Genomic DNA, 14380 nt, shown 5'->3' on the forward strand with positions numbered 1-14380 from the left:
ATTTATTTCTTATAACAGCATTTTTGTGAAATTTTTGTTAGAATAGAAAAGGACATTTCATTAGGAAGGGGGAGATGAAATGGATGGAGAACTTTCAAAGGATGTGGACCAGAAGATGAATTTACTCAAAAAGTGGTTCAGTTCTATTGACTGGGACCAATTTTGGAATCATATTATTTCAGTTGGAATAAAAATTGCCATTTTAATTGCTCTTTATTTTATTTTCCGCGTGGTTGGTAATAAAATTATCCGTAGTTTCTTCCGCAAATATCGGCAACAACAAGCAGTTTCTGTTGGGCGCGCGGATACATTAGAAAGCTTAATTTCTAATTTTTACGGCTATGTTTTATTCTTCACTTTTGCGATTTTATTATTACAGAACTTTATGGATGTTACAGCGATTATTGCAAGTGCTGGGGTGGCGAGTTTAGCAATTGCATTTGGCGCACAAGGACTTGTTAGTGATGTTGTAACTGGATTCTTTATTTTACTTGAACGACAACTGGATGTTGGTGATACGATTACTATTGGACTAGTCAATGGAACGGTTGAAGCACTTGGACTTAGAACAACACAGGTACGTGATTTTGATGGCACGCTTCACTTCATTCCTAACAGACAGATTATGATTGTTAGTAATCATTCACGCGGTAATATGCGAGTGATGGTGGACATTCAAATTAGTCCACATGAAGATCCAGAAAAAGCAATCAAAATTATTGGTGAAGTTTGTGACGTTGCTGCGAAAGAAAACAAAAATATTGTAGAGCCTCCTGTTGTATTAGGCGTACAAAACATTGATGCAACAAACATGATTATTCGTGTAGTAGGTAAAGCAGTGAACGGTGAGCAGTATTCTGTTCAACGTGACTTACTAAAAGATATTCGTGAAGCACTTGCAGAAAATGAAATCGAATTGCCACTTAATTTTGTCAGCACATTTGGACCGAATAATAATTAAAAAGACGTAAATTCACTACTTCAATGAGTGAATTTACGTCTTTTTATTTACTTTCCAAAAATTGGATTAATACATCAATTGCAAAAGGGATCGCTTCTTCTTTTGGATTTAGTTTCGCATGATGCAAACTGTATTCTGAATCTACTCCCAACCAAAACATAAATCCTTTAATTTCAGATAAAAAGTAACCAAAATCTTCCCCCGTCATCGCTGAGCGGGCTGGCACATAGCTTTCAGGATAATGTTCTTCCAAAAAGTGAATAAATTCTTCCGTTTCAGCTGGATCATTGTCTACTTGGTAATAATCCGAACCAGGAAGAAATTCAACTTCGCATTGGTAGGCTTCTTCCCACCCTTTTGCCAGTTGTTTCAAACGAGTCCAAACGATTCCCATTGTTTCCGGGGAGAGCGTCCGAATGGTTCCATCTAAATAAGCAGTTTCTGCAATAACATTTTGGATTTCTCCGCCGTGAATGCGTCCGATTGTTATAACCGCGCTATCCATTGGATCAATATTCCGGCTTATAATTGTTTGCATTTGCCCAACAAACGCGCTTGCTGCAACTACCATATCATTCGCCAAATGCGGATATGCCGCGTGCCCACCTTTTCCCTTAAAGGAGATAAAGAGTTCTGAGGTATTGGCAAATAGTAAACCAGGCTTAACCGCAATTTCTCCAACTTTATATTCTGGCGCGATATGAAGTCCGTAAATACTATCTGGTCGCCACTCGGTAAATTCAGCGCTTTCCATGATAGGTTTTGCCCCCCCAGGACCTTCTTCAGCAGGTTGGAACACGAAGAGCAAGTTATCTTTGAGTGGTTTACTCGCGAAATGTGTCAATACTCCAAGCGCAATACTCATGTGTATATCGTGACCACAAGCATGCATATTACCAGCATGTTTTGATTCAAAAGGAAGACCCGTTTCTTCTGTAATCGGTAGTGCATCAATATCGGTACGATAACCAATCGTTTTTTCAGGCTTAGTTCCTTTCACTAATACTAAAATCCCTGTACGCCATTTTTTCACTTCTAAATGTTCGTTCGGTAATTTGCTAATATAATCGAGTAAATAGGCTTGTGTTTTTAGCTCTTTATAACCTGTTTCAGGAATTTGATGTAAATCACGTCGAATGGCAATAAATTCATTTAACATGGCGATTCTCTCCTTCTAAAAAAGGACTGCTTCGCCAAAAGACGAAACAGTTCCCATTGATTTTTTAAAGTTGACGAAGTTCTTGCATGATTTCTGTTTTAGAAGCTGTTTTTGCATCCAATTTTTTAAGTTCACGTGCAGGAATTCCAGCCACAACTGTTCCAGGAGCTACGTCTTTAGTAACAATCGCGCCCGCTGCTACAACTGCGCCTTCTCCAATACGTACGCCTTCTAAAACAACAACATTTGCGCCCACTACAACATTGTCTTCCACAATAACTGGTTGAGCGGATGGTGGTTCTACAACGCCTGCAAGGACGGAACCAGCACCAATGTGGCAGTTTTTACCAACTGTTGCGCGGCCTCCAAGAACAACATTCATATCAATCATAGTACCATCACCGATTACAGAACCGATATTAATGCTTGCTCCCATCATAATTACAGCATTATCGCCAATTGTAACTTGGTCGCGAATAACTGCGCCAGGCTCAATACGAGCGTTAATATTTTTCATATCTAACAAAGGAATAGCAGAATTACGACGATCATTTTCGATAACGTAATCTTCAATATTCGCTTTATTTGCTTCTAATAGTGGCTCAACAACAGCCCATTCTCCAAAAATAGTTCCCGCATTTCCAGTGATAAATGTTTTTACATCACTAGGAAAATTAATTTTTTCTAGGTCCCCTTTTAGGTAAACCTTTACTGGTGTTGCTTTCTTGCTATTTTGAATAAAAGAAATAATTTGGTGCGCATCCATTTGTTCCATGAATTTTTGTCTCCTTCCGATATGTTCTGCTTTCTATTTTGCCATAGCTATTTCACTTGTTCAAGGAATTTATCTGTTATTTCTAAAAACGCCTTCACTTGTGGTAGACCAAGTGACTGTTCATAGGTTAATAAGTTGGTTTCTCGGCTTAAAATCGAGCCATCTTTTTCTCTTAGAGGTATTTTGTTGATTTTGTCCGTATAGCCGAGCATCGTCACTTCTGGCAAAATCGCAAAACCAATACCGTTTAAAGCCATTTGTCTAGAGGTTTCCATTTGATCCATCAACATAGCTTGGCGCGGCATCTTCCCGAAATTTCTTTGCCAGTAATCTTGAATCACTTGATAATAATTCGAATCACTACGGAATTGGATAAATGGACGATTCGTATGAAAAACTTCTTCAATTTTAGTGATTTCTGTATCAACTAAAACGAGTTTATCATCAAATAAGGGCTTTTGAACACTTTTCCATGTCGAGTTTCCGCGTACAATACCTATATGGACATTTCCAGCGGCTAATTGCTGGGTTACTTCACTGCTCCAGCCAGTAACGAGGGAAATCTGGACGTTAGGGTAAGCACTTGCAAATGTCTTTAATACCCGTGGCAACCACATTTGAGCAACAACGCTCGCGCAAGCAATGCGTAGTGTCCCGCGAACGACGCCTTCCATTGCTTCTAGTTTTTCTTGAATGGTATGTTCTCGCTCAATCACACTTGATGCATGACGGACAATGGCTTCTCCTTCAGGTGTTAGAAGTAAGCCTTTTTGCGTTCGAATAAATATTTTTGTATTCCATCTACTTTCAATCGTTTGCAATCGCTGAGACAACGCAGGCTGACTTAAAAATAATTTCTCTGCACTTTTACGCATATTTAGTTCTTCTGCCAAACAAACAAGAAGTTCATATTCCGTTACAATCATCTATTTTCCTCCACCTGTAAATGAATATATCGATTGACTTGTTTTAAAATAACGCGCCTTGTCACAATTCCTTCAAAATGGTGGTCTTCATCTACAACACAAACAAAAGGATGATCTACAAGTAAGCGTACAATTCGCTCGTTATTATTAAAATCTTTAATCACCGGAAAATCCGTTTGCATAACATCTTCTACTTTTAAATCTTCTAGTCTTTCAAATTCAATACGTTCAAGGCCAAGTATTGCATCCGTAATCATTGCAGCGCTAATTAATCCATGGAGTTTAAATTCAAAGTCTAGTACTGGAATAACGGAATAACCGCATTTCGTTAATACAAGTAGCGCATGTTCGAGATTATTACCAAGTTGCACGTGTGCCACCTTTTCAGCGGAAATCATTGAATCAGCTAGCTCATTGTCAATAAATTGTCCAAATCTATTAGAGATCATTTAGAATCTTCCTCTTCCTTGTATTTTTAAGTTCTACGAAGTTTCTTTCAACTTAAAAAAATAAAACGAAACTTTTCCATCTCCTATTCTACCATACTATTTAGTCTGATTTCTTACATTTAGTGCTTGAAAATGATATTTTTATATAAAAAAAGCTGTGAATAAATATTCACAGCTTCAAGTAAATAACCGGATTAGCCAATTTTTAGCTTGTTATTCGTTTTCTTGTAACGTTTCAAAAATTTCGATAGCAGTCATATCAATATCATCAAATTGATATTTACTATTGTCGCCATAGATTTCTACTTCAAATGAATTAGAAGCTTGGAAAAACTTCACTTCGCACACAGGCGTACCATTTTTTTCAAAACGTCGTGCTTGTGTTTCAGCAGACTCATCTTCTTGCATTGCATGTAAACGTTGAATAATTCCCAGTAACTGAGACATCTTATACTCTCCTCTCAAATCCACCATCTGACGTGCAAAAAATTTGCTAGCTTGCAGTAATTATAATACGCGCGTGGCAATGCTTTTTTACATATTTCCTCATATCTGGTTTTTTCGCCATATCTTATTTCTTTCACTATACTACCAAATTTTATCGCAAACCGCACGTATAACGCAAGGGTTCTGGAAATATTCAGAAAAAGAAATTATTTTAAATTAACTAGAATGACACGATTTGTTCTGTTTTCGCACTTATTTTATCTCAAAAAAAGACTATAAAAAAGTATTTACCTTTTTTACAGTCTTTGATAATTAAAATTCATTTTTTCGATTTGCCGTAGCACTTATAATCATTTTTGTTGCTCGAACAATTGTTTTATGGCGATTAAATCCTTTAACACAAATCGTTTGGTCGCCAATCGTAGCAAATACTTCGCCCCATGAACCACAAGGATTGAAGCCATATGCATGTATTTTTAACAAGCCATCTTTCGTTGGAAAAAAGAGAGCTTCGTATTTACCTGGTTTAGTCATATCCGGTGGCCCCTTCCACATTCAACCAATCATTTCTAACTGAAAATGATTATCATTATTAAAACTATCTTATAGCATTCCCAATAAAAGTGCAAGGCTTTTTAGTAATATTTTCAGATATTTTGCTTTTCTTTCTTTTTAAGCTATAATGGAATGAAATTACGAAGCTTACTCCCATCTTATTTTCACGGGATTTTCTTATAAAGAAAGGTGACGAAAATGACAAAATCTATTCGACCAGAATTACACGATATTCAAGTAAGTGGTATCAGAACTTTTAATACACGAGTTACCGGCATTCCAGACATGATCCGCTTAACACTTGGTGAACCTGACTTCCCGACTCCTGACCATGTAAAACAAGCTGCCATTTCAGCCATACAAGAAAATTTCACCAATTATACACCGAACGCGGGTATGCCTGAACTACTCGAAGCAGCTTCTACTTATTTTCAAGAAAAATATGATCTGTCCTATACTAACAAAGAAATCATCGTTACCGTAGGGGCTACAGAAGCGATTTCTGTTGCGTTACAAACGATTTTGGAGCCTGGGGATGAAGTTATCTTACCTGACCCAATTTATCCTGGTTACGAGCCTTTAATCTCGTTAAATAAAGCCCATCCTGTTAAAGTAGATACAACTGGGACTAATTTCAAATTAACACCTGAACAATTAAAAGCACATATCACACCCAAAACAAAAGCACTTATCATTCCCTATCCTTCTAATCCAACCGGAGTCACACTTTCTAAAAAAGAACTCACTTCTTTAGCAGAAGTGTTAAAAGAAACAGGTATTTTTGTCATAGCAGATGAGATTTACAGTGAATTAACTTATCACGAAGAGCATGTGAGCATTGCTCCTATGTTAAGAGATCAAACAATAGTTATCAATGGTTTATCTAAGTCTCACGCGATGATTGGTTGGAGAATTGGTTTTTTACTTGCCCCAGAAATTTTGACACAAGAAATGCTAAAAATTCATCAGTATTCCGTTACCTGTGCAAGTTCGATTTCCCAAAAAGCAGCACTAGAAGCCATTACAAACGGTAAAGATGATGCTTTTCAAATGCGGACTGAATACAAAACACGCGCTAGTTTCACCCAAGAGCGCCTAGAAAAAATGGGCTTTACTGTTATTCCGCCAGATGGTGCATTTTATTTCTTCGTCAAACTTCCTGATGAAATCACCGAAAACTCTTTCGATTGGGCCGTAAAACTTGCGGAAGAAGCCAAGGTAGCAGTCGTTCCTGGAAGTGCTTTTTCAGAAAAAGGCGATCGTTACTTCCGTCTTTCTTATGCTACTTCCTTTAATAATTTAGTTAAAGCTCTAGATCGAATGGCTCTATTTATAGCAAAATAAAAAATACCCCCTAACTTTGGTTAGAGGGTATTTCTTCGTTTAGCGATAATATTTAATGAGTGCTTGTGTGCCTTCCTCACTCAAACCTTGTTCTGCTAGCGTTTGGTACATTTTTTCAGCTAATGATAGCCCTGGAAGTTCTAGTCCCATTTGCTTTGCTTCCGAAATAGCAATACCCATATCTTTGATAAAATGTTTAATGAAGAATCCTGGGGAAAAATCATCCTTGAGTACACGTGGAATCAAATTTGTAAGCGACCAACTGCCAGCTGCTCCACCCGAAATTGAATCTAAAACACGTGTTGGATTAAGTCCAGCTGCCTCTGCGTAAATAATTGCTTCAGTCACGCCAATCATATTAGAAGCAATCGCAATTTGGTTCACCATTTTTGTATGTTGACCAGCACCCGCATCCCCTTGTAATATTACACTACTTCCAAGAATTTCAAGAATTGGTTTCACTTTTATAAATATATCTTCTGCACCACCAATCATAATTGCAAGCGTCCCATTTTTTGCGCCTATATCTCCACCTGAAACAGGAGCGTCCAATATACCTATTCCTTTTTCACGGCCATTTTCAGCAATCTTTTTAGCTAAAGCTGGAGAAGAAGTTGTCATATCAATTGCTACTGTTCCAAATGCCAAGTTTTCTAAAAAACCATTTTCACCTAAATATAGCTCTTCCACATCTTTTGGGTAACCAACCATGGAAATTAGCACATCCACTTTACTCGCAAGTTCAGCTGGCGTTTCTTCCCATAATGCTCCTTTTTTTAGTAAAACCTCTGCCTTCGCTTTTGTACGTGTATAAACAGAAACTTCATAACCAGCATCAATTAAATGACAAGCCATACTTGCACCCATTACACCAGTACCTACAAATCCAATTTTACTCATATAAAGCCCTCCTATCTAAAAGTAATACCAATAATTGCTAAAAACACAAAGAATAAAACAAGCAATCCAAGTAAAATCATATGTACTTTTTTATACATTACCGTAATTGCAATAAATTCTCTAATTAGTGCATTAGGCATATAATATAAAGCTGTTTTTGCACCAATACCTTGGCTTTTTAGTCCAGCTTGTCTCGCATATAGTCCTGCTCGAAATAAATGAAAATTATTCGTTGCAAACAAACTATTATATGTTGGCATAATTTCTTCCATCTTCTTTTTGGAAAATTTCATGTTTTGTAGCGTATTAACGGATTCATCTTCCAAAATAATAAAATTTTTGTTTATTCCTTGACTAATTAAATAATCACACATTGCTTCTGCTTCAGAAACAGTTTCATTTGCTCCCTGTCCGCCCGAAACAATAAAAGTAGCTCGCTTCCCATTTTTTGTATACTGCTTCTTATAGAACTTGATAGCCCGGTCTAATCTGCTAGCAAGTAATGGTGGAACTCTATCACCATTTATTAGCCCACTTCCTAATACAATTAAAAAGTCCTGGTTATACCTTGGGAAATTAAACTGATAAAGAAATGTTGACAAAAGAAAAGCTAAGAACAAGAAAGAAAAGTACCCTACTAAAGCCATGAAAAATACCACCATAACTCCTAAAATAGGACTTCCTGTTTTTAAGATACTTCCAAACCAAGTAATAATTAGTGCTAATATACCGAAACCAATAATTAATGGGAGCATATTAGCTAATTTGCGGCCTTCCCGTTTTAGCATCAATCGCCCATTAACGATAAGCATTGTTGCAATTCCCACTATAAAGAATGGAATGAGTAATAGTAATAAAAGTAACACTGTCCCCATAATTGAAACAAGAAGTTCATTGCCTTTTGAAAAGGTTACGTAAACTACTGAGAGCACAGAAAAAAATAATGCCATTGTCAAGACTATTCCATTGCTAATTCGTCGTCTATCTATAATTGACAAAATAATAAAAAGTAGCAGAAAAAAACCTGCTAGTAAATAGATAACCACTCATGTTGCCCCCTTTTAACTAACTGTCTATTAATTATACTTGTGCTCCATCTTTTTCACAACACAAAAAAACCTAGACAAAGAAATTTGTCTAGGTTTTCATCAGAGTTTACTCTGCAGTATATTTCTCAACTAAATCTACAACTTCTTCAGCTGTAGATTTATTTAAAGCTTCTTCCGCTAATTTAACCATTTCAGATTGATCTAAACGTTTAATTAACGAACGAGATTTAAGAATGCTTGAAGCACTCATTGAAAATTCATCTAAACCTAAGCCTAAAAGAAGTGGTACAGCCGTTTGATCTCCAGCCATTTCCCCGCACATACCAGTCCATTTGCCTTCTTTATGGGAAGCATCAATCACCATTTTTACTAAACGTAAAATAGATGGATTGTATGGTTGATATAGGTAAGAAACACGTTCGTTCATACGGTCAGCAGCCATCGTATACTGAATTAAGTCATTTGTTCCGATTGAGAAGAAATCAACTTCTTTAGCAAATTGATCAGCTAGAACTGCAGCAGCAGGAATTTCAATCATGATTCCAAGTTCGATGGAATCAGAAACTTCAGTCCCAGCAGCTTTTAGTTTCGCTTTTTCATCTAGTAAAATATCACGCGCTTGGCGGAATTCATTTACTGTTGCAATCATCGGGAACATAATTTTTAAGTTACCATATACACTTGCGCGAAGTAATGCGCGAAGTTGTGTACGGAATAATTCTTCATTCGCAAAACAAAGACGAATAGCACGGAATCCTAGGAATGGGTTCATTTCTTCTGGAAGTTCTAGGTATGGTAACGTTTTATCGCCACCAATATCTAATGTACGAACTACCACAGATTTTCCATCCATACCAGAAACTACTGCTTTATACGCTTCAAATTGCTCTTCTTCAGTTGGGAAATTGTCTCGACCCATGTACAAGAATTCTGTACGATAAAGTCCCACTGCTTCCCCGCCGTTAGAAATAACACCTTCTAAATCATTCGGAGTTCCGATGTTTGCTGCAAGCTCCACGTGAACACCATCTTTAGAAACGGTTTTTTCATTTTTAAGTTTTTCCCATTCTGCTTGTTGTAAAGCAAAATCAGATTTAATTTTTTCATAGTGAGCGATTTGTTCTTCTGTTGGATGGATGATAACATTACCTTCCAAACCATCAATAATAACAATATCGTTTTTTGCTACGCTAGCAGTAACTTCTTTCGTCCCAACTACTGCTGGAATTTCAAGAGAACGTGCCATAATAGCAGAATGTGAAGTACGACCACCAATATCCGTCACAAAACCTTTAACAAAATTACGGTTAAGTTGTGCGGTATCAGAAGGTGTTAAATCAGCTGCAACAACTACTACTTCCTCATCAATTAAAGCTGGATTAGGAATTGTCACTCCTAGTAAGTGAGAAAGAACACGTTTACGTACATCTTTAATATCCGCTGCACGTTCACGCATATATTCGTTGTCCATCGATTCAAACATACCAATAAACATATCTGTCGTTTCTTGTAAAGCTGTTTCTGCATTCGTTTTTGCATTTTTGATGCTTTCTTCAATTGGTCCTGTTAGTTCAGGATCATTTAAAACTAGAAGATGTGCATCAAAAATTTGAGCCTTATCTTCGCCTAAGTCTTTAGCTGCTTTTTCACGAATCGTTGAAAGTTCTGTTCTAGAAACTTCTAACGCGCTTTCAAAACGTTTTACTTCACTTTCAACATCCGTAACTTCTGTTTTTTCATAGGAAAGATCAGGTTCAACGAGCAGATAAGCTTTCGCAATGGCAATCCCATCAGATGCTGCGATACCTTTCAACTCTTTAGCCATTATTCAGCCAATCCTTCTTTCTTAAGAACTTCAGTTAGTCCTTCAATTGCTTCTTTTTCGTCGCTACCTTCAGTATAGATAGTGATGTCAGCGCCTTTACCAATACCAAGGGACATAACACCCATGATTGATTTAAGGTTTACTTTTTTGCCAGTGTATTCAATTTGAACATCAGAGCTGTATTTACTTGCAGCCTGCACCAATAGAGTTGCTGGGCGTGCGTGAATTCCTGTTTCATCGATTACTACAAAACTTGCTTGTTCCATAATTTACATTCTCCTTTGTAAAGAAATTTGTTGTAACCTTTTAAGCCGAAAAATTTTCAGCAAAAAAGACTATCCCTCAATTAAAAAGAGTACCATGTTTTACCTATTGTTACAACTATTTGATTAAAAATTTTTTAGAATGTTTTTTTGAAGAGCACCTTGTTTCCATCTTTTTATTTATAATAAAGAGAGCGCTTTTCAAAAAATTTGTCACTAATTTGTTTTATTTTTAATTTAAAATACACTTTTGGAAGGCTTATAGTTGATTTTAATAGGTTTTTAGTGCAAAATTTAAGGAAGGTTCAAAAATGCATACATTCTTTTTCATCAAGATAGAGGCAACACCGAAAATCGAAGGAGTGATAACAATGGCAAAGGCACATGTTGGAGACATTATTGAATTTAAGGATGGCTTAACAGGAATTGTTGAAAAACTCAACGAAAATTCTGTTATTGTCGACTTAACTTATATGGAAAATTTTAAAGATTTAGGAATTGAAGAAAAAACAGTGGTAAATCACAAAAATTATCAAATTATCCATTCTGTGGAAGAAGACGACGAAGAAGAAACAGAAGAATAAAAATGTATTTCTACTTGCGCAAAAATAAAGCATTTTCTTTTGGATAATGCTTTATGTTTTTGCGTTTTTTATATGTTTGAAAACGGGAAAAGGAGCGTTTTAATGTGGAAAATAAAAAGAAAATTGCCATTATTGGAGCTGGTCCAGGCGGTTTAGCTGCTGGTATGCTTTTAAGCCAACTTGGTTATCAAGTAAATATTTACGAAAAAAATGACCGTATTGGCGGTAGAACTGCTCTTCATAAAATGGGTAAATATTCATTTGATGTCGGCCCTTCTGCATTAACCATGACGCATGTTTTGACTTCTCTTTTTATGGATTGTAACCGTAATATTTTGGATTATGTTGCCCTTTTACCAATCAACCCAATACACACGCTTTATTTTAAAGATATTACTTTTCCACTTTATAGCGATTACTCTGCGACGAAAACGGTTATTAAAACCTACTTTCCTGGCGAAGAAGATGGTTTTGATCGTTTTATGAAAGAAAATACGAAAAAAATGCTCTATATTTCGCCACTTAATCAATTTAATTACAGTTCATTATTTGATTTCTTCCGTCCAACTACCATACGCGCACTTCCAAGCTTATCTCTCGGACGTTCTTTAATGGATGATTTAGCCAGATATTTTAATAGTAAATATCTTCGTATCGCTTTTTCCTTACAAATGCGTTATTTAGGCATGTCTCCATGGGATATCCCAGCAGCTTATAGCATTATCCCTTTCTCTGAATATTATTTTGGTACTTTTCATCCAATCGGTGGTCAAAATAAAATTGTTGAAGCAATGCAACAAGTGGTTATGGAAAATAAAGGGAAATTCTACTTTAATTCTGAAGTAACTTCCTTTGAAACGAATGGAAATGAAATTACAGGGGCAATGCTCGCTAGTGGCCAATCAATTAAAGCTGATTATTACTTTACTAATTTAGATTTTATGTATTCGTTAACCAATAAAACGACAGTAAAAGAGAAAGAAAAGGAATATTCTGCTTCTGCTTTTATGCTGTATCTTGGACTGAAAACAGTTCTACCTTTTTCACATCAATCCATTATTTTTCCTGATAATTACCGTGAATTTGCTAACAATACCATCCATAAAAAAAACCTTTCTAAAGACTTAGCTATTCATATAACTAACCCTTCAGCAACAGATAACACAATGGCACCCATTAATCATTCAAGTATACGGATTATGGTTTCAGTTCCTAACAATACAAGTAATATTGATTGGAAAGAACAAACCCCTGATTTTCGTCAATTAATTCTAGATACAGTGAAAGAGCGGTTAGAGGTTCCTGATTTAGAGAATTATATTGAAGAAGAATATATTATTACTCCCACTGATTGGGAAGAAAAGTATCATGTAAAATACGGGGCAATATTCGGTTTACAACATTTATGGAATCAACAAGGTTTCTTACACCCGACAAAAAAGGCGCCTAAGTTTAAGAACTTGTTTGTAATCGGAGCCGGAGCTATGGCTAGTAGTTCTCTTCCTTTCATTATTGAAAATGCCCAAATAGCTACCAGAAAGTTTTTACAAAAAGAAAAGAAATCCAAGTAACTAATTAGTTACTTGGATTTCTTTTTAGGTTGCGTTTCTTTTTCCAGGCTAAAGAAATAACAAGCTGTAAAAATGATATTCGAAATAATAATAATAGCAATCGATGTCCATAAATCAAGATAAAACGACAAAAAGACAAAGAAAGCGATAATAATCCAATAAACAATAACAATTTCTGATTTTAAATCTGGATATTTAAGTCGTTCCCAACTATCCGTTAAACTTAAAATAAAATAAATCATTAAATGTAAAATTAAACCTAAAAGCCACCAATTTATAAAATCAGATAGCTGCAATATTGTAAAACCATTTTGAGTAATATACAATTGTTTAGATTGCATCGTGATTGGTTCAATTAAGACTTCAAAAATCATCACCATCGTAGCTGCAATAAAAGAATAAATTCCACCGCGAATCCAATCAATATTGATTTTAAGTGTGATTTCGCGAGCAATAATATGGGTTCCAGCAATCATTCCGACCCAAATAAATCCCATAGTAATGGGAATCCCGTACAAACTCCCGCCGAGCGTAGAGCCAATATATTCATCCGTATAACTTAGTTGCATCCATTCAATACAAGTACTAACAACAAAAATAAGTAATGTAATAGCAGAACCCAGCCATTTGCCATATTGCATAATAAAGAAAACTGCTGCAAAAATACCAGTAAACACTAAAAATAGTGATTGAATGGTTGTTAAACGCGGCGGGATAATGTGTAAAGAAACTAGCAATACACTACCTAAAAACCAGAATATATATACCCAAAGTAAAAATTTGTAGTTTTTTTCTAACATCTATGAACCACTCCTATTTTTTAATTATATAGGATTTATTAAATTGCACAACTTTTATCTTAACTTTTGTTTAATTGTTGCCAAACGATTTCATTTGTTTTAAAGTAGTATGAGAAGTATTTGTTAAGAAGAGGTGTAAAGTATTTGAAGAGCATCAAGATTGATTATAAACTTGTACTGGGACTTATTTTATGTGCCCTACTTGTTATATTAACATATCAGTTCCCTCGTGTTTTTTGGTATTTATATGGGGCTGGGATGTTATTTTTACTTAGTTTTGTGATATTTAATGATGATTTAAAAAAGGAATTTTCGTTTGTTAAAGGCATTTTACCTGGAATTTTTTCTGGGATTGTTCTTTATATTATTTTTTACATAGGCGCCTTTATTATTAAAGTTATGCCAGGCGGTCTAGAACATTCAGTAGAAGCTGCATTTAATAAATATTCCACCCATTCTTTAGTAATATGGTTGCTCTTAATTGTTGCGATTATTCCAGGCGAAGAAATTTTCTGGCGTGGCTTTGTATTAAAACGTTTGAACCACTATTTTAATCATTGGTTCTCTAATATTTTTGCAGCCTTACTTTGTATGGTCATGATGTTACCTAGTGGTAATTTTGCAGCCATAATTGGTATTTTTGTCGCATCTCTTGTATGGAATGTAATGTACTCTTACAGGCCAAGTCTCCTCATGGTTTATCTGTCGCATTTAACTTTTGCTTTTTTACTACTCGCAGCATTACCAATTTATTAAAAACTTAGAAACATTC

Annotated in this window: 16 protein-coding genes; 5 read left to right on the forward strand and 11 right to left on the reverse strand. The window is 35.7% G+C overall.

The window, feature by feature from the left end; all coding sequences use genetic code 11:
* Window positions 1–115 precede the first annotated feature (115 nt).
* The gene (locus tag HCB45_RS04735; RefSeq protein WP_185619157.1) at window positions 116–961 is read left to right on the forward strand and encodes a mechanosensitive ion channel family protein; all 846 of its coding nucleotides are present in this window, start codon (window positions 116–118) and stop codon (window positions 959–961) included.
* Window positions 962–1004: 43 nt separating this feature from the next.
* Here HCB45_RS04735 and HCB45_RS04740 read toward each other — a convergent pair whose 3' ends face one another.
* From HCB45_RS04740 to HCB45_RS04765, 6 genes are all read right to left on the reverse strand, one after another.
* Complete coding sequence (locus HCB45_RS04740; protein WP_185619050.1) at window positions 1005–2120, reverse strand: N-acetyldiaminopimelate deacetylase; 1116 nt, start codon at window positions 2118–2120, stop codon at window positions 1005–1007.
* Between the two features lie 64 nt (window positions 2121–2184).
* Complete coding sequence (dapD, locus tag HCB45_RS04745) at window positions 2185–2895, reverse strand: 2,3,4,5-tetrahydropyridine-2,6-dicarboxylate N-acetyltransferase (protein ID WP_185318422.1); 711 nt, start codon at window positions 2893–2895, stop codon at window positions 2185–2187.
* Window positions 2896–2942: 47 nt separating this feature from the next.
* The gene (ccpC, locus tag HCB45_RS04750) at window positions 2943–3821 is read right to left on the reverse strand and encodes a transcriptional regulator CcpC (protein WP_185619052.1); all 879 of its coding nucleotides are present in this window, start codon (window positions 3819–3821) and stop codon (window positions 2943–2945) included.
* Window positions 3818–4270 carry a cyclic-di-AMP-binding protein CbpB gene (gene cbpB, locus HCB45_RS04755; RefSeq protein WP_185318420.1) on the reverse strand — a complete coding sequence of 151 codons (453 nt, stop codon included), beginning with the start codon at window positions 4268–4270 and terminating at the stop codon, window positions 3818–3820. The genes ccpC and cbpB overlap by 4 nt, the downstream gene beginning before the upstream one ends.
* A 213-nt stretch (window positions 4271–4483) precedes the next feature.
* Window positions 4484–4717: a YkuJ family protein gene (locus HCB45_RS04760; RefSeq protein WP_003719227.1), complete on the reverse strand. Its 234-nt coding sequence runs from the start codon at window positions 4715–4717 to the stop codon at window positions 4484–4486.
* A gap of 312 nt (window positions 4718–5029) precedes the next feature.
* A complete protein-coding gene (locus HCB45_RS04765) occupies window positions 5030–5251 on the reverse strand; it encodes a hypothetical protein (protein ID WP_003726553.1) in 222 nt (73 codons plus the stop codon).
* A 219-nt stretch (window positions 5252–5470) separates the two neighbouring features.
* On the opposite strand from HCB45_RS04765, the gene HCB45_RS04770 reads away from it, so the two are divergent.
* Window positions 5471–6616 carry an aminotransferase class I/II-fold pyridoxal phosphate-dependent enzyme gene (locus tag HCB45_RS04770; RefSeq protein ID WP_185619054.1) on the forward strand — a complete coding sequence of 382 codons (1146 nt, stop codon included), beginning with the start codon at window positions 5471–5473 and terminating at the stop codon, window positions 6614–6616.
* Window positions 6617–6655: 39 nt separating this feature from the next.
* Here the strand turns inward: HCB45_RS04770 and HCB45_RS04775 are convergent, their stop codons facing one another.
* From HCB45_RS04775 to HCB45_RS04790, 4 genes are all read right to left on the reverse strand, one after another.
* Window positions 6656–7516, reverse strand: coding sequence for an NAD(P)-dependent oxidoreductase (locus HCB45_RS04775; RefSeq protein WP_185318418.1), 861 nt, complete (start codon window positions 7514–7516; stop codon window positions 6656–6658).
* Between the two features lie 11 nt (window positions 7517–7527).
* Window positions 7528–8562: a YdcF family protein gene (locus tag HCB45_RS04780; protein ID WP_185318417.1), complete on the reverse strand. Its 1035-nt coding sequence runs from the start codon at window positions 8560–8562 to the stop codon at window positions 7528–7530.
* A gap of 109 nt (window positions 8563–8671) precedes the next feature.
* On the reverse strand, window positions 8672–10390 hold the full coding sequence (ptsP, locus tag HCB45_RS04785; RefSeq protein ID WP_185619056.1) for a phosphoenolpyruvate--protein phosphotransferase: 1719 nt from the start codon (window positions 10388–10390) through the stop codon (window positions 8672–8674).
* Window positions 10390–10656 carry a phosphocarrier protein HPr gene (locus HCB45_RS04790; RefSeq protein ID WP_003719221.1) on the reverse strand — a complete coding sequence of 89 codons (267 nt, stop codon included), beginning with the start codon at window positions 10654–10656 and terminating at the stop codon, window positions 10390–10392. Before HCB45_RS04790 ends, ptsP begins: the two co-directional genes overlap by 1 nt.
* A gap of 308 nt (window positions 10657–10964) precedes the next feature.
* Here HCB45_RS04790 and HCB45_RS04795 point away from each other — a divergent pair, with 308 nt between their 5' ends.
* Window positions 10965–11237, forward strand: coding sequence for a YkvS family protein (locus HCB45_RS04795; RefSeq protein ID WP_185619058.1), 273 nt, complete (start codon window positions 10965–10967; stop codon window positions 11235–11237).
* A 104-nt stretch (window positions 11238–11341) separates the two neighbouring features.
* Window positions 11342–12808: a phytoene desaturase family protein gene (locus tag HCB45_RS04800; RefSeq protein ID WP_185318415.1), complete on the forward strand. Its 1467-nt coding sequence runs from the start codon at window positions 11342–11344 to the stop codon at window positions 12806–12808.
* A gap of 8 nt (window positions 12809–12816) precedes the next feature.
* Here the strand turns inward: HCB45_RS04800 and HCB45_RS04805 are convergent, their stop codons facing one another.
* The gene (locus HCB45_RS04805) at window positions 12817–13608 is read right to left on the reverse strand and encodes a carotenoid biosynthesis protein (RefSeq protein WP_185318414.1); all 792 of its coding nucleotides are present in this window, start codon (window positions 13606–13608) and stop codon (window positions 12817–12819) included.
* 144 nt (window positions 13609–13752) lie between these two features.
* Here HCB45_RS04805 and HCB45_RS04810 point away from each other — a divergent pair, with 144 nt between their 5' ends.
* The gene (locus tag HCB45_RS04810; RefSeq protein ID WP_003761525.1) at window positions 13753–14364 is read left to right on the forward strand and encodes a CPBP family intramembrane glutamic endopeptidase; all 612 of its coding nucleotides are present in this window, start codon (window positions 13753–13755) and stop codon (window positions 14362–14364) included.
* The last annotated feature ends 16 nt before the right edge of the window (window positions 14365–14380 follow it).

Source organism: Listeria farberi (assembly GCF_014229245.1).
Lineage (GTDB): Bacteria > Bacillota > Bacilli > Lactobacillales > Listeriaceae > Listeria > Listeria farberi.

What these genes read in the sequence shown, in the direction of transcription:
- HCB45_RS04790 (WP_003719221.1), bottom strand. Translation starts at nt 10,656, where the DNA reads ATGGAACAAGCAAGTTTTGTAGTAATCGATGAAACAGGAATTCACGCA.
- HCB45_RS04760 (WP_003719227.1), bottom strand. Translation starts at nt 4,717, where the DNA reads ATGTCTCAGTTACTGGGAATTATTCAACGTTTACATGCAATGCAAGAA.
- HCB45_RS04765 (WP_003726553.1), bottom strand. Translation starts at nt 5,251, where the DNA reads ATGACTAAACCAGGTAAATACGAAGCTCTCTTTTTTCCAACGAAAGAT.
- HCB45_RS04735 (WP_185619157.1), top strand. Translation starts at nt 116, where the DNA reads ATGAATTTACTCAAAAAGTGGTTCAGTTCTATTGACTGGGACCAATTT.
- HCB45_RS04770 (WP_185619054.1), top strand. Translation starts at nt 5,471, where the DNA reads ATGACAAAATCTATTCGACCAGAATTACACGATATTCAAGTAAGTGGT.
- cbpB (WP_185318420.1), bottom strand. Translation starts at nt 4,270, where the DNA reads ATGATCTCTAATAGATTTGGACAATTTATTGACAATGAGCTAGCTGAT.
- HCB45_RS04805 (WP_185318414.1), bottom strand. Translation starts at nt 13,608, where the DNA reads ATGTTAGAAAAAAACTACAAATTTTTACTTTGGGTATATATATTCTGG.
- HCB45_RS04740 (WP_185619050.1), bottom strand. Translation starts at nt 2,120, where the DNA reads ATGTTAAATGAATTTATTGCCATTCGACGTGATTTACATCAAATTCCT.
- HCB45_RS04775 (WP_185318418.1), bottom strand. Translation starts at nt 7,516, where the DNA reads ATGAGTAAAATTGGATTTGTAGGTACTGGTGTAATGGGTGCAAGTATG.
- ccpC (WP_185619052.1), bottom strand. Translation starts at nt 3,821, where the DNA reads ATGATTGTAACGGAATATGAACTTCTTGTTTGTTTGGCAGAAGAACTA.
- dapD (WP_185318422.1), bottom strand. Translation starts at nt 2,895, where the DNA reads ATGGAACAAATGGATGCGCACCAAATTATTTCTTTTATTCAAAATAGC.
- ptsP (WP_185619056.1), bottom strand. Translation starts at nt 10,390, where the DNA reads ATGGCTAAAGAGTTGAAAGGTATCGCAGCATCTGATGGGATTGCCATT.
- HCB45_RS04795 (WP_185619058.1), top strand. Translation starts at nt 10,965, where the DNA reads ATGCATACATTCTTTTTCATCAAGATAGAGGCAACACCGAAAATCGAA.